Genomic DNA, 19,774 nt, shown 5'->3' with positions numbered 1-19,774 from the left:
GGGGATTCCGGCGGGGGACCTGAACGAAGGGGGAAGCATGACTGGTCGGCGGGGACCGGCGAAGCTTGCAGTGCGGCCAAGCCGGTCAGGGCGCCTGAGCGACCGGAACCTGGAGCTGGTCCTGCTGTTCGGCGCCCTCCTCATCTGCTGCTACGGCTATGCCGAGACGGCCCTCGCCGTCAGCGGGAAGCTGCCGCCGAGCATGGCCCTGACGTGCCTGGCCACCGCCGCATTGCCCGTGGTGTGCCATGTCACGGTACGCCGGTTCGCGCCACATGCCGATCCGTTGATCCTGCCCCTGGCCACCCTGCTCAGCGGTCTGGGGCTCGTCCTGATCCACCGTCTCGACATCGCCTACGGGACGCACTACCACCACTCGACGCCCGCGGCGTCGGGGCAGCTGATGTGGTGCGGCATCGCGGTGGCGGTGTTCTCAGGGGCGGTGGCGCTGCTGCGGGACCACCGCAGGCTTCAGCGCTACCCGTACGTCACGATCACCGTGGGGCTGGTCCTGCTGATGGCGCCGGCCTTCTATCCCGGCGACGTCTACGGCGCCAAGCGGTGGATCTTCATCGGGCCGCTGTCCTTCCAGCCCGGGGAGTTCGTGAAGATCGTCATCGTGGTGTTCTTCGCCGGGTACCTGACGCTCCGCAGGGACGCCCTCGCGCTCGCCGGGCGGCGCCTCATGGGCATGTATCTGCCGCGCGGGCGACAGTTGGGCCCGGTCGCAGCCGTGTGGATCCTCAGCCTGCTGGTCCTGATCTTCGAGCGGGACCTCGGTACCTCGCTGATCTTCTTCGGCCTGTTCGTGATCATGTTGTACGTCGCGACCGAGCGCACCAGCTGGGTGGTGTTCGGCATCGTCATGTTCGCCGTGGGCGCCTTCGTCGTAGGCTCCTTCGAACCGCACGTGCACGGCCGTGTCGTTGCCTGGCTGCATCCCATGGACATCTTTCTGCCGCCCGACAAGCGACCGCCGGGGCTGATCTCCGACCAGGCCGCCCAGGCCCTGTTCAGCTTCGGCTCGGGCGGCATCATGGGCACCGGTCTCGGACAGGGACACCCGGAGCTGATCGGATTCGCCGGGCGCAGCGACTTCATCCTCACGACGGTCGGCGAGGAACTCGGCCTGACCGGGGTGACGGTCGTCATTCTGCTCTACGCGCTGCTCGCCGAGCGCGGCCTGCGGACGGCCCTGACCGTCACCGACCCGTTCGGCAAGCTGCTTGCGGGCGGCCTGGCCTCGGCGCTCGTCCTCCAGGTCTTCGTCGTCGTGGGTGGAGTCACCGGGCTCATCCCGCTCACCGGCAAGGCACTGCCGTTCCTCGCCCAGGGCGGTTCGTCCATGGTGGCCAACTGGCTGTTGGTCGCTGTCCTGATCAAGGTCAGCGACACGGCCCGTCGCCCGCCGCCGATGCCGGCCGCGGACGTCAGTGCCGCCGAAACGCAGCTGGTACGACCGTGAGACCGGCATCCCCTTCGGGGACAGATCGGAGGCACCGACGTTGTTCGACGTGAGCCCACTGGACCTCCTCGTCCTGGGGGTCTTGATCATCCTGCTCTTCGGCCCCGACAAGCTGCCCGAGGTCGTACAGAAGGTGACGGGGTTCCTGCAGAAGGTCCGCGCGTTCTCCGAGGCAGCCAAGGAGGACGTTCGCTCGGAACTGGGCCCGGAGTTCGAGGACCTGGAGCTGGCGGACCTGCACCCGAAGCGGTTTGTGCGCCAGCACCTCCTCGACGCCGAAGTCGACGGCGACGCCTTCGGTATCGAGGAGATCCGCTCGGCCCTTGACCCGAGGGCTGAGTGGGCGGAAGCGGCCGATGCGGTGAGAGGCCAGTCGACCGAGCGGGCCGTGCGAACCGAGCCGACCGGGTGGGCCGGGAGTGGGGCGAGCCGAGCGGCCTCGCCGGAGCAGGCCCCCGCGCACTCCTACGATCCCGACGCCACTTGAGCCACGACGAGCGGTCAGGCGGCCTTTGCCGCCCCGAGCGATCAGGAGCACGTCGGAGGACGAAGTCACCCGCCCCTGCGCCCGAGGAGGAACGCGTGTCCCCCTTGCCCGGCGTGGCGGCGGCTCCACACGCCGGCACGAGGCGGAGGCTCCTCACCCGGGCGTGAACCAGCCGGCCATCGGCTCAGCTCGAGGCAGACGCCCCTTGCGCGACGGTGAAGTAGCGGGCCCGCCCAGCCGCGCCACCGGGCAGTGGACGGGAAACGGGATGAGGATGCGGTTCTCGAAGCAGCGGACGTGGTTGCGGATCGCGAGGTAGACCGCCACAAGCGCGACCACGTTGCCCGCCGGCTGCGGATCGCGCAGGCCGTTGCCCACGTGCGCCGAGCAGCGGGGGCAGCTTGCTGCTGCAACGGGCAATCGCCCGCACCGCTTCGACCGCGGTCCGAACCGATCAGCCTGCAGGCACGGCTCAGGTGCCTGGAGGTCGGCCCACGAGACATGGCCGTCCCTCCTCCGACGCTTGGCCGCCGGTTCGAGTCCTGCCGAGGACTCCTGCTCGCGACGGCAGGGCCACCAACTGCGCGGTATTCAAGGTCAGGTCTGCCGGCAGAAGGACGCCACAGGCCGGTGAAGGGTCCTGGACCGGCCGGCCACAAGGCCGGTCACCTACTGCGGAACTCTTCGCTGTGCCTGCTCGAACCCGGTCAGAGGATCGCCGCCGGCCTGCCAAGGCCAAGGGGTGACGATGCCGCCGAGCGCCTCGAAGGCCGCACGCGCTTCGTGGCGCCGGTCGGCGGCCATCAGCGCGTAGGCGAGGAGGTTGAGGTCGGCACATGCCCGCGCGTGACGGAGGAACCCGGGCTGCACCCAGGTGTGGGCCACGTGGTCGAGGGCCCGGGCACCGGACGTCAGGGACCAGTGATTGCGCGCCACCAACGCTTCGAAGCCGCCGCGGTCGAGGACCGAGTGGTACTGGAAGACCTGGGCGGTGAGTTCCGTCGCCGCGCAGGGCGCGTTCGCGGGCATGTGAGCGCGCAGGGCATCCACGAACTCCAGAACCTGCATCCGCGACCCCGCTTCCTCGGGGGCGAGATAGCCGAGCATGGTGAGGTAGGCCTGACGGTTCCAGCGGTCGCGCGCGAGCACCTCGTTCCAGACACCGAACACCTGCGGCTGTTCCCAGCGTTCCAGGCGTGCCGCGCTCAGCACGACCACCCATGGGGTGGGGTCCTCAGGGGTGAGCGTGGCGGCCCTGAGACAACTGTCGATCACACCGGCGGCGTCTTCCAGGCCTCCCCGGGAGCCGGCGCGGACCACCTCGCTCCATGCGTACAGCACGAGGGCGTTCGCGTTGCGCGGCTCGCGCGTGGCCCAGGAACTGGGCAGACGCGATCCGGCCAGGAACTCCGCGAGGACGCCCATGCGGTGCGCTCGACGGTCCCAGTCGTCCGGCTCCTGCTCCAGCAGACGGGACATCTGCGCCACGCACATGTCCGTCATCGCGATCGCACTCGTCCTCGTGGTCGCCACCAGGTTCTTCATCAGCTTTCCCAGGTCCTCGTCGTCGAGTTCCGGGGCAAGGCGGGACCTTCTTCGGCGACTGGAAAGAAATGCCATGTCGGGAGAGTAAACGTGACAAGGAATCGCACAAGGCCTGAGCAGAGATCGTTATGGATTACACGTCTCACATGGGCACAGACCCACTCCCCCGAGCAGACCCCGTGTCCGCCGGACAAGCAGAGCCTGGCGCGGCAGCGGCACCAGCAGAGCGGCGAGGAGGGCTCGGGCACTGCTGGGCGGTCCACTGAACGTGCTGGGCATGTACCGCTCGGCATGCCGGGAGTCGGCGTGCACGGACACCATGCTGCGGGTGCCGCACTGTCGGCCGGGCCCCGACTAGTGTTTGATGCCTACGCCCGCCAACAGGCTGATCTGGGCGTCCGTGGGCTCCGTCCCATCGGCGGCTCCGGCGGGCCGCCAGCGGTGGCAGCAGACGATGCCGGGGTCGATCAGGTCGAGTCCGTCGAAGAAACGGCGGACGTCGCTGTGCGAACGGAACTGCACCGGAGACCCGGACTTGGTGTAGACCTCCGCGACCTTGTTCCAGGTGGCGGGGTCGAAGTCGGGCGTGCAGTGGTTCATGGCGAGGGCGCTGCCCGCCGGGAGCGGGTCGAGCAGCCGGCGGATGATGGCGTACGGGTCGTGCGGGTCGGTGATGAAGTGCATGAGCGCGTTGAGGGAGAGGGCGATGGGCTGGTCGAAGTCCAGGATCTCCGCGGCCTCCACGGCGTTCATCAGCGCATCGGGGTCGGTGACGTCGGCTTCGACGTAGGCCGTGCGTCCCTGCGGCGTGCTGCGCATGAGGCGTTCGGCGTACTTCAGGACGAGGGGGTCGTTGTCGGCGTACACGACGCGGGCGTCGACCGCGACGGACTGGGCGACCTGGTGCAGGTTGGGCTCGGTCGGGATGCCCGTGCCGATGTCGAGCCACTGGCGGATGCCGTGCTCCTGCGCCAGGGCCCGGGTAGCCCGGTGCATGAACGCCCGGTTCTCGCGGGCGGTCACGTAGATGCTGGGGTGGGCTTCGGCGGCGACCAGGGCCGCCTCCTTGTCGATCTCGAAGTGGTCCTTGCCGCCGAGGAAGTAGTCGTACATCCGGGCCGAGTGCGCCTTGCTCGTGTCGAGATCCCGGCCGGCCTGCCTGGTGGTCATGCTCTCCCCTTCACACGTGTGTCTGTCGGCCCGCAGACCAGAAGCGGGACCGGTGTCGTCGTCCCTCATGTCTGCCACCGGTTCATCCGGCGGCCAAGTGATCGGCCAGGCCCTCCTTGACCCCGCGGACGAAAGCGGCGATCTCCTCCGGCGAGTAGATCAGCGCAGGCCCTGCCGGGTCGGTCGACTGCCGTACGGCCACGCGGCCGTCGGCGAGTTGTTTCGTCTCGACGCATTGACCGCCGTTCGGTCCGCTCCAGGGGCGCTCCCAGCCCTGTTCCCCGAGGTCGCGGGCCGGCATCCCGTTGTAGACGCCTTCGTCGGTGAATGTCACGAGTACTCCTTGCGCATGCGGTTCAAGAGCGCTCTGCTGTCCTCGGACGACGTCAGCAGCGCCATACGGGAATGCGCCTCAAGGTGGGCGACAACGTCCGCGCGCTGGTCCAGGTAGACGGAAGCGGACAGGAGTTCGCTGTAGACGATGTCGGGCAGCTCGGGTTCCTCGAACCGGAAATATGTGAACGGCGCGCACGCCCCGACATGCGCGCCCGCGGCGAAGGGCACGATATCGACGCTGACGTGCTCGAGTTCTGACACGTTCAGGAGCCGCTCGATCTGCTCCCGCATCACCTCGGGGCTGCCCACTGCCCGGTGCAGGACGGCTTCCTCCATGACCACCCACAACGTGGGGGCGTCCTCCCGCTCCAGCAGGCTCTGGCGGCGCAGCCGTAGCTCCACGCGGCGCGCCAGCTCCTCCTCGCTGCCGTGCGGCAGCCCGCCGCGCAGTACGGCGCGGGCGTAGTCAGGGGTCTGCAGAAGGCCGGTGACGTACTGGGGTTCATAGGTGCGCAGGGTCTTGGCGCTGGTCTCCAGGCTGACGTAGGCGGTGAACCAGCTGGGGACGGCGTCGCGGTAGGAGTGCCACCAGCCAGGCTGGTTGGCCTGCTCGGCCAGATCGACGAACTCATCGATCACCTGGCGGTCCGCCCCGTAGGTCTCCAGGAGCTTCTCCACGTAGAGAGGCTTCAGCGCGACCTCGGCCTTTTCCAGCCGACGGATCGTCAGGGTCTTCACGCGCAGGGCCTTTGCCGCGTCCTCCAGCGAGGCACCGGCGTCGAGCCGCATGTCCTGCAGCCGACGGCCGAGGATCATGCGCAGGACTGTCGGTGCGCTGGTGCCGGAACGGGCTTCGCTCACGCCCACCCTCCTGAGGGGTTATCAACAACACCATTCTGACAGCGACTTGCTGTCGCTGCCAAGGTGATACCCGTGCTGCTGAAATTATCAGGGAGTCGGTTGCAGCCTGAGCGCGATCGCGCGCATAGTTGGCATGTGAGCGGTCAAGTCACAGCTCTGACGCAGCATCCGGCCTGGACGGGACCCGTGATGCCGATGCCGTCATCGGCACCCCCACCGCAGGGCGCCCGCCTCGTCATACGCCTCTCACCACGCGAGCTGGAGCCCGAATCCCCACACCGCGCCCGCCCCGAGAAGGCGCTGGAAGGCGACATCCGTGACCCTGCCCACGCCCTCAGCCCCGGCCCCCGCCTTAGCCACGACCGTGCCTCGTCGGGAGTACTGGTTCGGCCTGCCCGCCCTGCGCACCAGCGTGAGATCCGCCCGCGACACCGTGCGCGACCGGCTCCGTACTTGGAAGGTACCCGGCGATACCTGCTGCGACGCGATGCTGCTGGTCTCCGAGCTGACCACGAACGCTGTACTCCACACCGACAGTGGTCATGTGCTGTGCGGTCTCACGCTGACCGGCGACGAGAGACGCCTGCGTATCGAACTCCACGACGACGGCCGCATCCCGGTCCGCCCGCCGGAGTACCGCGCCGGCCTCGTAGAGGAGGGCGGGCGGGGCCTGTTCCTCGTCCAGCAGCTCGCCGACCGCTGGGGCTCCGCATCCTCGACGCGGGCCGAAGGAAAGGTTGTCTGGGCGGAGTTGACGGTCCACCCCTGATGCCATGGTCACCGGTCGGCGCTGAATATGGCGCTCGCCCGGCAGCGACAGCCCGGATGCGGCGATGGCCGGACCCGGCCGGCTGCGCACCGGACAAGTTGCCCTGCCCAACGGCAGAGACGCGGTCGGCACCGCACAGCCCCCGCTACGTCCCCTTCGCGCTGCGAGGAATCCCTTCGCCTCGATCCATCTACAGAAGGCGCCCATGAACCCCCACGGCGAAACCGCTTCTCCTGTCGTGCTGTACGTATGCGCCGACCGAGCCCGGGGCGCGGCCGGGGCAGCCACGCAGTGCGCGCGGACAGAAGGCCACGCGTTCGCCCGGGAACGCGGACTGGCGATCGCCGAGGTCATCACCGACACGTACGGTGAGCCCGACCCGGCCCAGCGCAGAGGGTGGCGGCGTGTCAGACAGCTGGTACAGGCAGGCCGCGTCACCGCGGTACTCGTCCGCTGGCCCAGTGCCATTGCCCCGGAGTCCGCGCATGAACTCCGGCACCGTGAGACCGCCTGGCTCCACGACCACGGTGTGCGCGTCTGGTACACCTGGGCGCCCTTGGCATCGAGGAGCGCGCCGGGGTTCCACCCGCATCCCACATGAACTCTTCGGGGTGATTCCTTCGCTGCGGCAGGCAGGTGGTGTGCGGTAAGCCCAGGGTGGTGGGCTTACCGCAGAGCGGCGACTGTCTCGCGAGCGGATCCGGTACGAGGCCGGTGAGCGGTGGGCTCGTGGCGAGAGAACCGCGGTGATCGCGAAGGACCTGCGGGTCATGCCTCGACTCACATCCCGAGGCGACGCGGACGCCCACCCACCGTCCGGTCGATCCGCACCCTGCTCCTGCGCCTCGCCCGAAAAACAGCTCGTGGATTCTACATCGGACACCGCCCACACCGAGCCCTGGGCCAAGCCGCTCCCCTCCGCCCGCTCCCCACCCGATCAACGAACCGGGGAACACCAGACGCCCGGAGATCCGCCGACGGGACCGACTCGGCGGAACCCTGCACGCATCCCACCAAGCCGCGTAGACCAGGCCGGACGATGTACCGGCACCCGCTGGCGCCGAGCACGAACACGCCGGCCTCGACGACGGCCACCCCCATCCCACCGGTGCCACGCGAGTCTCCGACGGCCCAGCCACGACTACCGGCACGACCCGCTGCACACGGCCCAAGTTGCTCCGGCCTCTGTCATGCGGAGGGTGTGGGCCAGGGGACCGCCGGTGCGTGACCCTCGATGTCGACCACCGACCCGGTCCGCAACCGGTCGTACAGCCACTTGGCGTCTGCCGTCCGCAGGCCGATCCAGCCGGACGTGAGGTCGACGACGCCCGGCGCCGTGCCGTCGGTGATCATGCCGAAGACCGCCGTCGTCGTGCCGTCGTCCGCGCGCAGCCGGATCACCCAGGGCACCCTGTACCGGAAGTCGGGCGGCCTGCCGACCACCGCTCCGGACACCACGGTGACGCGAACCCTGGAGACGACGGTCATCCGCCCGGTCGGGGTCGGGGTGCGCGCGAGGCCGGACGAGACGGGCATTCTACGGCCCCCGGCCACGAGAAGCCGCGACGAGAGAGCCACCTCGGCGTCGGGCGCCGGCCGCCGCGTGAGCGTGCTCGTCGGCTGCGTGGCCGGCATGTCCTGTCGTCCAGGGCCCGGCCCACCGGGGCCCAGCACCAGCGCCAGGCCCAGGGACGCCACCGCGGCCGTCCCGCCGAGGGCCGCGATCGTACGACGGCGACGCCCGCGCCGCTGGGCGAGTTGGCGGATGTCGGCACCGGAGAACTGCGGCGACTGCTCCACCGACTCGGCGAGTTCGCGCAGAGCGGTGGTGAGGTCATCGGACACGGTCGTCCTCCCTGTCCCCGAACTCCTTGTCCTCGGAACCCAGTTCCCTCGCCAGCGCGGCCCGGCCACGGGACAGCCGGGCCTTGACCGTCCCCACGGGCGCACCGGTCTCGGAGGCTACCTGCTCGACGCTCAGGTCGCACAGATGGTGCAGCACCACCGCCATCCGCTGCGTCTCCGGCAGTCGCCGCAACGCCGCGACCAGATCGGCGAAGTGGGCGTGCTGCAACTCCGGGCCGGGAGTGCTCTCGGGCGGCGGCGTGCGGCACACCAGCTCCAGCCACCGTCGCGCCCGCCGCCACCGGCTCACCGCGAGGCGCATCGCCACGGTCCTGATCCACGCCTCGGGCGCCCCCTCGGCAAGGAAGTCCCGCCGCCGGTCCCAGGCCCGTACGAACGCCTCCTGGACGACGTCCTGCGCCTCCCCGTGGTCCCCGGTGAACGCGTAGAGCTGACCGGTCAGCCGGGGGAACGCGGCGGCGTAGAACGCGTCGAACTCATCCTCCGTCATTTCCCTGGCGTCCCTTGCAACCCGATGGTCCCTGCCGTGCGTACAGGTCCCGTACGTCGCACATCGAAACACACCGCGAGGGGCACGATGACCATCACCAGAGCCAAGTTCGCCCAGTCTCCCTCTCCTCGTGGGGACTTCAGGGCCTACGCCACCGAGGCCTGGCCCCGCCTCCTGCGCACCGCCCGCCTTCTCACCGGCGACGCGGACGAGGCGGCCGACCTGGCGCGGGCGGCACTCGCGGAGACGTACGCGCGCAGACGGAGGGTGCCGAGGGACGACGCCGACTTCTATGTGCGGCGGACTTTGGTACGGCTGCACGGCCGCCGCCGTTCGACCCGACGGCGGCGCGGGTTCACGGCGCTCGGGCGGGCGTTGGCGGACCTGCCCGTCCGGCAGCGGGTCGTGCTGGTGCTGCGGCACGGCGACGGACTCGACGAGTCGGAGATCGCCGAGATGCTGGGCTGCTCGCAGGGCGCGGTGACGTCGTCCGCGCGGCGGGGGCTGGCCGCCCTGAGCACCCGGCCACTCCAGGAGGTTCACCCATGAACCGCGTCAAGGCACGTCGAGTCGACCTTCAGCGCGCCGAGTTGAGCGAGGCGATGGCGGTGGAGGTGCGTGATCTGATACCGCCGCCGGTGCCGCTGGCGGAGATCGAGCGCGAGGGACGAGCGCGGAGAAGGCAGTGGCGGGTCCGGTGGCTGGCAGCGGTCGCTCTGCTGCTCGGGACGATCGCCTACGTCGTCGTACCGCGTGTGACCGGGAGGACGGCCTCGGGAGCGCCGACGCCCTCCGCCGGGACGACGTCGACCGTGCGCATCGTTGCGGCAGGTGAGCATGTACGCCCTTTGCCCGACGTGGAGTTGTGGCTGACGAAGGACGGGGAGCACTCCTCGGCGGCGCCGGGGCTGGTCCCGGCACCCGCGGCGCGGGGCGGCCACAAGGCCGCGGTCACCATGGAGATGCTGGGGACGGGCAACCGCTATCTCATGACCGGCACCTACCGGGGGCCGACGCCCGCGGCCCGCGTGACCTTGCGCACGCCGTTCGGTACGACCTCCGGCACACTGCTGGCGCTCGCGGGCAGCCCCGGCTGGAGCGCGTGGTACGCGACCGGCGAACTACCCAAGGACAAAAAGAAGTTGATGGACGCGCGGGTGACGATCCACGACGCACGGGGCACGGTCGTGGCACAGGGCGGGGTGGGCCCGTGAGCAGCACGGCGGACACACCCCATGCCACCGACGAGAAGCCCGTACACCGTCGTCGCCGGGTCTCCTTCCGTCTCCGCACCCGGCGCCGCCGGGCCCGCTGGATCCGTCGCGCGCTCATCGCCGTACTGACCCTCCTCCTGGCCCTGTGCACCGCGGCCGTCGTCGCCTACCAGCTGACCGTCATCCCCGCCCCGCACCCGGAGATGGTCATCCAGAGCACGGTGTTCCTGGACGCGAGCGGTCAGTACCTGGGCCGGCGCGGCCCGGTGGACCGGCAGGACGTGCCGCTGTCCCAGGTGCCGCGCAAGGTGCAGGACGCGGTGATCGCGGCGGAGAACCGCTCCTTCCGCACGGACTCGGGCGTCTCCCCGACCGCGATCCTGCGGGCAGCGTGGTCCACGCTGAGCGGCGCGGAACGGCAGGGCGGTTCGACGATCACGCAGCAGTACGTGAAGAACGCGCTGCTCACCCCCCAGCAGTCGCTGTCCCGCAAGGCACGCGAGGCGCTGATCGCGGTCAAACTGGACCGCACCCGCTCCAAGGACGCGATCCTCCAGGGATACCTGAACACCGTGTACTTCGGGCGGGGCGCGGCCGGCATTGAGTCGGCGGCCCGCAACTACTTCGGCATCGACGCGAAGGACCTCGACCTCTCCCAGGGCGCGGCCCTGGCGTCGATCATCAACCTGCCGTCGTACTACGAACGGGTCGGAGCCGATGCCAAGGTGACGGCCACGCTGCAGAAGCGGTGGGCGTGGGTCCTCGACGGCATGCGGGCCGCGGGCACGATCACGGCCCGGGAGCGGGCCTCGGCCCTCTTCCCGGCGTTCCGCTTCTATCCCCCTGGCGGCACCGACGGGCAGCGCCAGTACCTCATCGACGCTGCTGCGGCCGAGGCGGCCGACCGGCTCGGCATCACCCAGGACCAGCTGGCCCGCGGCGGGTACACGGTCCGTACGACGTTCGACATCGAGGCGCAGGACGACATCGCCCAGCAGGTGGACCACGCTCCGGCGGCCGCCAAGGGGACGCGCCTGCACACGGCCGTCGTCGCGACGGTCCCGGGCGACGGCGCGATCCGCGTCCTCTACGGCGGCGCGGACTACGCCCGGCAGCCCTTCAATGACGCCGTCGCCGGGGCAGTGGAGGCGGGCAGCGCCCTCGCTCCGCTGCGCGCCACCGGGCCCGGAGCGGTCGCGGCCACCTCCCTCGTCAGAACGCCGACCCCGACTCCGCTTCAGCTGGCCTCGGCGTACGCGACGGCGTCGGCGCAGGGAACGTACGCGAAGCCGTACACGGTCGCGAGGATCACCCGGGGCGGCCGCACCCTCTACACGGCCCACCCCGAGACCCGCGCCCTCCTGCCCGTGCCCACAGCCCGACCGGCCGCCACGGGCAGGACCAGCTACACCGGCACCGCGGGCTCCGGCGCCACCACCACCCGCACCCTGTGGCACACCGAGTCGGACCACCGGCTCTGCGTCACCGTGGCGCTGTTCGCGGAACACCCGGCGCAAGGAAAAAGAGCGGCGACGCCGGCCCACCTGCCCGACGCAACGGCGGCGAAGAGGTTCGCAGCGGCAGCGGCGAAGCGGGTGCAGGAGGAGGTGACGGGCGGTGAGAGGGAGTTGAGGGGCTGGCGGTGAGCGGAAGCCGGTTAGCAGACACATCAGGCAATTGATGGGTCGTTACTCATTTTTGACCGGGCACTTCCTCCACCTTTCCTGAATTCAGAGCCTATTCATAGGCGGCCCCAGGTCGGCGAACGACCTCCCACGCCCCTCGGTGCGCCATGCCGTAGCAACTGACTGGCGCATGCTCCGATTTGGCGTTCGACCAGCGGAATCAGCGGACGATCGACGTCGAGCCCACCCGTTCGAGAGGCAGGCCACCGCCCCCCTGAGAGAAGGGCACACCCTCCATTGACCTGAACCCGTCAAGTCTGCTTTGCTTCTCCGCGTCTGACAGGGCATCACCATTCCAGCCGGCAAGAAGTCGCAGTACGAACCCTTCTCACTGCCTTTTTCATTCGTCCGGTCCAGGACGAGAGACCCCGCGGATCACAACACCGTGCGTGAGTTCCCCAGCTGCCGAGCACATCGCCCGTGCAGTCACCCGGTGCCGCTCGGACTTCTCCTCCTGCTCCGCAACGAGACCGGCGTCAACGTCGGTGGCCGGATTCGGTTTGCGGAGTGGTGCGCCTCGTCGACGTCCCGTGCAGATCACCTCCGCCGGACCGACGGCGGAGGTCCGTGCGAAGAAAGGGCCCCAATACCCATGGGCATACCCCACATACGCGGCGCAGCCCGAGCGACCCTGACCGGTCTCGCGTCGTTGTCCCTCGTCACCGGTGTGGCACTCGCCTCCGTACCCCAGGCGGCAGCCGCCACCCAGGCCACGGCTCGCACAACAAGACCCAACCCCTACAGCCCGGCGTATCAGCACTCGTACCGGCACGGCGTCATCCCGACCATTCAGCAGAACGCCAAGATGAAGTCCTGGGCTGCCGACCAGCCGGCCGCTACCACGGCGACCGGACCGGAGACGTTGTCCTACGGCGGCGGCGTCGACGGCATCGGCGTCCAGAGCGGCCATTCCAAGGTCTACCTGGTCTTCTACGGCTCGCAGTGGGGCACGCAGAGCACCAACGGCAACGGCGACGCCACGTTCTCCGGCGACCCGGACGGCGCGGCCCCGGTCACCCAGGAGATGTTCAAGGGCATCGGCACCGGAAACGAGCTGTGGTCCGCGGACCTCACCCAGTGGTGTGACGGACCGAACGTTTCGGCAGGCGCCACCAGTTGTCCGTCCAACGCAAACTTCATCCCGTACCAGAGCGGCGGCGTGCTGTCCGGCGTGTGGTACGACAACTCGGCGGCCTCACCCAGCGCCGCGACCGGACACCAACTGGGCGCCGAAGCCGTCAAGGCGGCCGGACACTTCGGGAACACCACCGCCGCGTCCAACCGGGACGCCTACTACGTCATCCTCTCGCCGCACAACACCAACCCGGACAACTACCAGGGCCAGTACTGCGCCTGGCACGACTACAACGGCGACAGCACGCTCACCGGCGGGCCGGTGTCCTCCTCCTACGGGGACATCGCGTTCAGCAACCAGCCGTACAACATGGACTCCGGCTCCGGCTGCGGCGTCGGATTCGTCAACTCGCCCGGCACCCTCGACGGCTGGACCATGACGCTCGGCCACGAATGGCACGAGATGATGTCCGACCAGAACCCGGCCGGCGGCTGGACCAACCAGACCGGAAGCTCGTACAACGGCCAGGAGAACTCCGACGAGTGCGCCTGGATCTCGCCCGGCAGCACGGGCGGAGCGGCCAACGTCACGATGGGCACCGGTACCTTCGCCGAGCAGGCGAGCTGGTCCAACGACACCAACAACTGCGCCATCTCCCACCCCATCGTCGGGGGCAGCGGCGGCGGCACCGGCGGCACCCTCACCAACGGCACCTTCGAGACCGGCAGCCTGTCGAGCTGGACGACCAGCGGCACCACCTCCGCCACCACCTCGGCGGCGCACAGCGGCACCTACGGCGCGATGCTCGGCTCCACCAACCCGACGAACACCTCCTCGGTCTCCCAGTCCTTCACCGCCCCGTCCGGCAGCAGCAGGGTCTCCTTCTGGTACAACGTCACCTGCCCGGACACCGTGAGCTACGACTGGGCGACGGCCACCCTCCAGGACACCACGGCGGGCACCACCACGACACTGCTCGGCAAGACCTGCACCCAGGGTGCAGGCTGGAAGCAGGTCTCCGGCACCGTGACCGCGGGCCACAACTACACGCTCACCCTCACCAACAAGGACGACAACTACGCGGGTGACGCGACCTACACCTACTACGACGACGTGACTGTCTCCTGACCCTCGCGCCGCACGGTGGGGGCGAGCCGACGGCTCGCCCCCACCCCCGTCCAAGCGCCCACGCCGGGCGGCATCCACCGGAGGACCCGTGCTTCCTTCGTCAGCCCGCACGAGCCCCGCCCTGCGCGCGCTGCACGCCGGACTCGCCGCCGTGGCCGCGGCAGCCGCGACCGGCGTCCTGGGCGGCTGTTCGTCCGGCCCCGCCGGATCGCCCTCTCCCCCGCCGACGCACACTCCCGCGTCATCCGCGTCATCCACGTCCTCCACCGGGTCGGCCGTCCTCGACGAACGGTCCCGCGGAACCACGGTCCGGGTGACCGTCGGCACGCTCATCGTGGTACGCCTGCACAGCGCATACTGGTCAACCCCCGCCAGCTCGAACCCGCAAGTGCTCACCCCCGTCGGCGGCGGGACCACAGGCACTGCCACCTGCCCGCCCGGCCGCGGCTGCGGAACGTCTTCCGTGCGCTTCACCGCCCTGCGGCCCGGCACGGTTCACATAACCGCCCGACGCGACTCATGCGGCGAGGCGATGCGCTGCCCGCCGGACCAAGGGCGCTACGACGTCACCGTGACGGTCACCCGACAGCACAGGCAGCCGTCCGGCACGCGCTCCTGACACCGCGCCGCTGAAACCCCCTCCCGACGGTACGGCCACCTCACATCTCGAAGATCAGCCGGTGGCCGTTCTCGTATCCGGGCACCCCTCCGACGCCGGGGCGAACGCCCGGATCAGGTGGGATCCCGTACACCGCCTTCCAGGACGCAACCGACAACAACCCTAAGAGATCAGCAGAAGGCCGGCGGGCTCACGCCAGTGGAGGTGTCTACGGCGGAGTCTGCCATCCCGCAGGGAACCCTTCGCCCCACAGGGCCGCACCCATGAACGCCCGTCCGGCCGCGCTCTTGCCGAATACCTCGTCCATGCAGGTGGGAACTGGTTTCGGCGCCAGTCGAGGCCGCTCGAGTCGCAGCTGTCGCACGGCGGTGGTCGGCGCGGCGTGATGATCAGTCGTGCTGTTGAGACTGGCGTACTCGGGCGTGACGAACGCGTTCGCGATGCTGCGGCTGCTGCCGATGAGCGACCGCGAGAGAGACGTCGAGATCCTGGCCTTGCGCCACCAGATCGGCGTTCTGGAACGGCAGTCGCCCGGTTTTCCCACGCGACCCCACCCACGCGTCGGACATCGGCACCCGCCCTGCTCGGCCGCAGCCGGAGGGTGTCGCGGGCGATTGATGGTGGCCGCTCAACCCACTCGCCGCGGGCGGGGCTGCCACTGACCTGGCAGGGGCCATGTGCTGGACCAGGGCCGCTGGAGGATCGGCCTGGCCCAGACGCCAAAGGGCAAGTAGTCCGCCGGTGCAGGACGGCTGAGCCGGCGCTTCAGATCTGGGCCGCGATCTCCGCCGCCGCCCGCTCGCCAGAGGCGACCGCCGCGTTGAGGGTGGCGTTGTCGACGTCGGTGTGCTCTCCGGCGAAGTGGACCCGGCCCTCCTGGACGGCCTCGTAGCCGGCGATGGTCGTGTACTGCCCGACGCCGTAGTAGTGGTACGCACCCTTGTGCCAGGGGTCGAGCGACCAGTGGTCCTCGTAGGCGAGGCCGTTGTAGGCGGCAGTGGTGCCGGGGAAGACCTGCTCGATCTGGGAGAGGAACCAGTTGACGTCCGCCGCCGGCGCCGGGCCGTGCGCGGCGCCGGTGAGGGTCGAGCGGGCGGTGTCACCGCCGGGGAAGTCGACCAGCAGGGCCGGGCTGCCGTTCGGGCCCAGGGAGACGGAGCCGTCCCAGGCGGTCTGATAGCCGCTCGGGCCGGTGTTGCTGACGCCGTTGTAGCCGAGCGAGGGCCATGTCTTCGAGTTGAGCTGGGTCACGATCTTCGCGTTCTGGCCCATGCCCTGCTGATGTATCGCGGTCAGCTTGAGCGTGGACAGCCCGGAGCGGGACAGATCCACGTCCCGGAGCGTGCTGAACGGCAGTGCGAGGACGAGATGGTCGGCCCGGACGCTGACCGGGGCGCCCGCCCCTCCGGTGGGGTCGAAGGTGCAGCTGTAGCTGCCGTCGCTGTTCCGGACGACCGCCATCAGCTGGTAACCCTGTTGTACGGTTCCGGCGGGCAGCTGCCCGGCCATGCCGCTGACCAACTGGTCGTTGCCGTCGACCAGATGGTACTTCTCGTCGAAGCCACGCCCGCCGTCGAAGGTGGACGAGCCGCCGAGGAAGCCGATCATTCCGATCGCGGAGGACTGGGCGGGCTCGCCGCCGCCCTGGAGCTGAATCGTTTGGATCAGCCGGCTCAGTGCCGAGCCGGAGGGCAGGCCGATCTCCGCCAGGTAGTCCAGGCAGGAGAGCTGATCCAGGCGCTCGGCCTCGGCGGTTGAGCTGTTCCAGCGCGGGGTGCCCATGGCCGCGCAGGAAGCGGCGAAGGCGTCGTACGCCTCGGCGACCCAGTCGCTCTGCTGAGCCGCGCCGTCGTAGCGGCCGCCGTTGATCCAGCCGGCGTAGTCGCCGGAAGGCAGTTCGCCGCCGCCTGCGATCTCGGTCTTCAGGCCGAGTGACTTGGCCAGTCCCAGCACCGCGGAGTCGGTGGAGCTGATGAAGGCGCCCCCGTGTTCGTGGAGTTGGCCGCTCGCGAAGAAGCCGCGCAGCGACCAGCAGCGGCCGCCGAGATGGGTGGTGTCGGCCTCGTAGACGGTGGACTCGATGGCCCTGGGGCCGGTCCACAGGGCGTGAGCGCAGCGCAGCCCGGCCAGTCCCGCCCCGACGATCACCACCCGCGGGGTGGTCGCGGACGCGGTCGCCGCGGCGGCCCGCGTCGCCCCGGCCAGGGTGGCGCCCGTCAGGCCGGCGACGGTCGCCGCGCCGGTACCGGCAAGGAGTTGACGGCGGCTCAGGGCGGCGCGCTCGGCGCGCTCACCGGCCACCTCGGCGACGGGCATACCGCGCCGCCGTGCCTCGCCCTCCCATGAGAAGGCGAGGCCCAGCCCGCTGTCGGGCAGCCCGGTGCGGGTGGCGGAAGGGGAGGCAAGGGGGGATCTGACGGGTTCCCGGTGCATGAGAATCCCTCTCTCGGGATCGAATGATGCAGACCGGGAGTGAACTGGCGCCGCAACGCCGTTGTCAACAGTGTTGCGCTTATTCCTTGCCGCCGCCCAGCTCGGTGACCCTGCGCTCGATCGCCGTGATCAGTGCCTCCACCCTGGCCCGGAAGACCGCGTCCGGCGTGACCGCCGCCAACTCTTCCGTGACGGCGGTGATCTGCGGGAACCGCTCCGGATCGAGTAGCCGGTACTCGTGGGTCCAGGAGGATTCATCGGCCGCCCTGACCTCCGGCGCGAAGAGCCGGAAGGCGGCCCGCTGCCCCACCAGGGCCAGCAGCGAGTCGCCGACCATTCGGTAGTGGACGGCCGCCTCCGCGCCGCTCAGCCCGGCCTCGGTGACCGCGCCGAGGATCAGCTCGACGACACGGAATTCATTGGTCCGCCGGGTGGTCCGGCTGGCCATGGTGGAAGCCACCGCCGGGTACTTGAGCGCGACGGCCAGCGAGCCGTCGGCCAGGGCACGGATCCGGTCCTGCCAGCCGAGGCCCTCCGGGATCGAGTCCAGCACCTCACCCAGCGTGCGATCGGCGACCTCCAGCAGCAGTTCGTCCTTGTCGCGGAAGTGTCGGTAGACGGCGGTGGGATCAGCGCCCAGTTCCTCGCCGAGTCGACGGACGGTGAAGGCGTTCGCACTGCCCCGGGCGGCGATGCGCAGGCTGGCCTGGACGATCGCCTCGGGTGTCAGCTCGCTTCCGGAGCGTCTGCTGCGACCGCGGCCGGTCGGCTTGTCCGCCGAAGCGGTGGCGCGTGGGGTGGGTGGCTTCGTCATGGTTCCGCCAGTGTAACGATGCGGCCCCGGCCTGCGCGCAACACCGTTGACAACAACGTTGCGCGACGCTTCACTCCTCTCACCACCACTCGGGGAGGAATGCGCCGATGGCGTCGCACGTACCGTCAGAAACCCATGCCGATCTGCTCTTCCGGGGCGGTAGGACCTTTACCGCCGACGGAGGTGCGCAGCCCGTCGAGGCGGCCGTGGCCGTCCGCGCCGGGCGGATCACCGCCGTCGCGCCCGAGGCCGAACTACGCCCGCTGGTCGGCCCCGCCACCGAGGTCGTCGACCTCGACGGCGGGCTGCTCGCCCCCGCCTTCCAGGACGCCCACGTCCACCCCACCGTCGCCGGAGTGCAGATGCTCCGCTGCGACCTCTCCGCCCACCGCAGCGCCGACGCCTGCCTCGCCGCCATCGCCGCCTACGCCGAGGCCGAGCCGGAGGCCGAATGGATCCTCGGCGGCGGCTGGTCCATGGACGTCTTCCCGGACGGTATCCCCACCCGCCACCAACTCGACGCCGTCGTCCCCGACCGCCCGGTGCTTCTCACCAACCGCGACGGCCACGGCGCCTGGGTCAACTCCCGCGCCCTGCACCTCGCGGGCCTCGACCGGCACACCGCCGACCCCGCCGACGGCCGGATCGAGCGCGAGCCGGACGGCACGCCGATCGGCGTCCTCCAAGAGGGTGCGATGGAACTCGTCGCCCGCCTCGTCCCGGTCGCCACCCCCGAGCAGGCACGTGCCGGGCTGCTCGCAGCCCAAGAACACCTCTTCTCGCTCGGCATCACCGCCTGGCAGGATGCCATGATCGGCGCCTTCCCCGGCAATCCCGACAACTTCTCCGTCTACCTCGACGCCGCCGGCGACGGCTCGCTGCGAGCCCGCGTCGTCGGCGCGCTCTGGTGGGACCGCGAGCGCGGCGTCGAGCAGATTCCCGAGCTGGTCGAGCGCCGCCTGCGCGGCTGCGTCGGCCGTTTCCGCGCCACCACCGTCAAGATCATGCAGGACGGCATCGCGGAGAACTTCACCGCCGGCATGCTGGAGCCCTACCTCGACGCCTGCGGCTGCGCCACCGGCAACCGGGGCCTCACCTTCATCGATACCGAGGTTCTGCGCGAAGCCGTCACCCGCCTCGACGCACTCGGTTTCCAGCTCCACTTCCACGCGCTCGGCGACCGCGCCGTCCGCGAGGTCCTCGACGCCCTGCAGTCCGCCCGTGCCGCCAACGGCCCGGGCGACAACCGGCACCACCTGGCCCACCTCCAGGTGGTGCACCCCGACGACCTCAAGCGTTTCGCCGAGGTCGACGCCGCCGCCAACATCCAGGCCCTGTGGGCGGCCCACGAACCGCAGATGGACGAGCTGACCATCCCCTACCTCGGCCCCGAACGCGCCGCGCTGCAGTACCCCTTCGGCGACCTGGCCCGCGCCGGGGCCCGTCTCGTCGCCGGCAGTGACTGGGGCGTCAGCAGCCCCGACCCGCTGTGGGGCATCCATACCGCGGTCAACCGCGCCGTGCCGGTCCAGGCCCCCAACGCCGCCGCGGACCGCCGCCCGCGCCGCCCCTTCTACTCCGAGCAGGCGCTCACCCTCGCCCAGGCCTTCACCGCCTACACCGCGGGCAGCGCCTGGGCCAACCACCTCGACCGGGAGACCGGCACCGTCGAGCCCGGCAAGGCCGCCGACCTGGTCGTCCTCGACCGCGACCCCTTCGCCGGGCCGCCCGAGGAGATCGGCGACACCACGGTTCGCATGACCTTCCTCGACGGCAGCCCCGTCTATGCCGCCACCCGCTGACCACCCGACTCCCGC

Annotated in this window: 17 protein-coding genes; 8 read left to right on the top strand and 9 right to left on the bottom strand. The window is 70.2% G+C overall.

Features of this window, described 5'->3' with window-relative positions; genetic code table 11:
- Positions 1-37 precede the first annotated feature (37 nt).
- Complete coding sequence (locus tag GQF42_RS36570) at positions 38-1,465, top strand: FtsW/RodA/SpoVE family cell cycle protein (RefSeq protein ID WP_158927095.1); 1,428 nt, start codon at positions 38-40, stop codon at positions 1,463-1,465.
- Positions 1,466-1,514: 49 nt separating this feature from the next.
- Entirely contained in the window at positions 1,515-1,952 is a 438-nt protein-coding gene (locus tag GQF42_RS36565; protein ID WP_233273607.1) for a Sec-independent protein translocase subunit TatB, read from the top strand.
- Between the two features lie 153 nt (positions 1,953-2,105).
- Here GQF42_RS36565 and GQF42_RS36560 read toward each other — a convergent pair whose 3' ends face one another.
- The 5 genes from GQF42_RS36560 to GQF42_RS36540 form a co-directional block, all read right to left on the bottom strand.
- A complete protein-coding gene (locus tag GQF42_RS36560; RefSeq protein ID WP_158927091.1) occupies positions 2,106-2,330 on the bottom strand; it encodes a hypothetical protein in 225 nt (74 codons plus the stop codon).
- A 291-nt stretch (positions 2,331-2,621) separates the two neighbouring features.
- The gene (locus tag GQF42_RS36555; protein ID WP_158927089.1) at positions 2,622-3,572 is read right to left on the bottom strand and encodes a hypothetical protein; all 951 of its coding nucleotides are present in this window, start codon (positions 3,570-3,572) and stop codon (positions 2,622-2,624) included.
- A gap of 279 nt (positions 3,573-3,851) precedes the next feature.
- Complete coding sequence (locus GQF42_RS36550; protein ID WP_158927087.1) at positions 3,852-4,667, bottom strand: SAM-dependent methyltransferase; 816 nt, start codon at positions 4,665-4,667, stop codon at positions 3,852-3,854.
- 82 nt (positions 4,668-4,749) lie between these two features.
- Complete coding sequence (locus GQF42_RS36545) at positions 4,750-4,968, bottom strand: DUF397 domain-containing protein (protein WP_375999129.1); 219 nt, start codon at positions 4,966-4,968, stop codon at positions 4,750-4,752.
- 29 nt (positions 4,969-4,997) lie between these two features.
- The gene (locus tag GQF42_RS36540; protein WP_158927083.1) at positions 4,998-5,864 is read right to left on the bottom strand and encodes a helix-turn-helix domain-containing protein; all 867 of its coding nucleotides are present in this window, start codon (positions 5,862-5,864) and stop codon (positions 4,998-5,000) included.
- 316 nt (positions 5,865-6,180) lie between these two features.
- On the opposite strand from GQF42_RS36540, the gene GQF42_RS36535 reads away from it, so the two are divergent.
- A complete protein-coding gene (locus tag GQF42_RS36535) occupies positions 6,181-6,633 on the top strand; it encodes an ATP-binding protein (protein ID WP_233273606.1) in 453 nt (150 codons plus the stop codon).
- A gap of 1,188 nt (positions 6,634-7,821) precedes the next feature.
- Here the strand turns inward: GQF42_RS36535 and GQF42_RS36530 are convergent.
- Together GQF42_RS36530 and GQF42_RS36525 are read right to left on the bottom strand one after the other, a co-directional pair.
- Positions 7,822-8,478 carry a L,D-transpeptidase gene (locus GQF42_RS36530; RefSeq protein WP_158927081.1) on the bottom strand — a complete coding sequence of 219 codons (657 nt, stop codon included), beginning with the start codon at positions 8,476-8,478 and terminating at the stop codon, positions 7,822-7,824.
- Positions 8,468-8,989 carry a SigE family RNA polymerase sigma factor gene (locus GQF42_RS36525; protein WP_158927079.1) on the bottom strand — a complete coding sequence of 174 codons (522 nt, stop codon included), beginning with the start codon at positions 8,987-8,989 and terminating at the stop codon, positions 8,468-8,470. The genes GQF42_RS36530 and GQF42_RS36525 overlap by 11 nt, the downstream gene beginning before the upstream one ends.
- A gap of 87 nt (positions 8,990-9,076) precedes the next feature.
- Here GQF42_RS36525 and GQF42_RS36520 point away from each other — a divergent pair, with 87 nt between their 5' ends.
- The 4 genes from GQF42_RS36520 (at position 9,077) to GQF42_RS45160 (ending at position 14,091) form a co-directional block, all read left to right on the top strand.
- On the top strand, positions 9,077-9,538 hold the full coding sequence (locus GQF42_RS36520; RefSeq protein ID WP_158927077.1) for a sigma-70 family RNA polymerase sigma factor: 462 nt from the start codon (positions 9,077-9,079) through the stop codon (positions 9,536-9,538).
- Positions 9,535-10,203 carry a hypothetical protein gene (locus GQF42_RS36515; protein WP_158927075.1) on the top strand — a complete coding sequence of 223 codons (669 nt, stop codon included), beginning with the start codon at positions 9,535-9,537 and terminating at the stop codon, positions 10,201-10,203. The genes GQF42_RS36520 and GQF42_RS36515 overlap by 4 nt, the downstream gene beginning before the upstream one ends.
- Positions 10,200-11,849 (top strand): transglycosylase domain-containing protein, encoded by a 1,650-nt coding sequence (locus tag GQF42_RS36510; RefSeq protein ID WP_158927073.1) that lies wholly within the window; start codon positions 10,200-10,202, stop codon positions 11,847-11,849. The genes GQF42_RS36515 and GQF42_RS36510 overlap by 4 nt, the downstream gene beginning before the upstream one ends.
- A 631-nt stretch (positions 11,850-12,480) precedes the next feature.
- Complete coding sequence (locus GQF42_RS45160; RefSeq protein WP_199272919.1) at positions 12,481-14,091, top strand: hypothetical protein; 1,611 nt, start codon at positions 12,481-12,483, stop codon at positions 14,089-14,091.
- 1,384 nt (positions 14,092-15,475) lie between these two features.
- Here GQF42_RS45160 and GQF42_RS36500 read toward each other — a convergent pair.
- Positions 15,476-17,143: a flavin monoamine oxidase family protein gene (locus GQF42_RS36500; protein ID WP_158927072.1), complete on the bottom strand. Its 1,668-nt coding sequence runs from the start codon at positions 17,141-17,143 to the stop codon at positions 15,476-15,478.
- Between the two features lie 79 nt (positions 17,144-17,222).
- A complete protein-coding gene (locus tag GQF42_RS36495; RefSeq protein WP_158927071.1) occupies positions 17,223-17,957 on the bottom strand; it encodes a TetR/AcrR family transcriptional regulator in 735 nt (244 codons plus the stop codon).
- A gap of 107 nt (positions 17,958-18,064) precedes the next feature.
- Between GQF42_RS36495 and GQF42_RS36490 the strand changes: the two genes are divergently transcribed.
- Positions 18,065-19,759, top strand: a complete 1,695-nt coding sequence (locus GQF42_RS36490) for an amidohydrolase (RefSeq protein WP_158927070.1) — start codon at positions 18,065-18,067, stop codon at positions 19,757-19,759.
- Positions 19,760-19,774 lie beyond the last annotated feature (15 nt).

Source organism: Streptomyces broussonetiae (genome assembly GCF_009796285.1).
GTDB lineage: Bacteria > Actinomycetota > Actinomycetes > Streptomycetales > Streptomycetaceae > Streptomyces > Streptomyces broussonetiae.
Note: the sequence above shows the minus strand (reverse complement) of the source record. Positions and strands in the feature narration are given on the sequence as shown.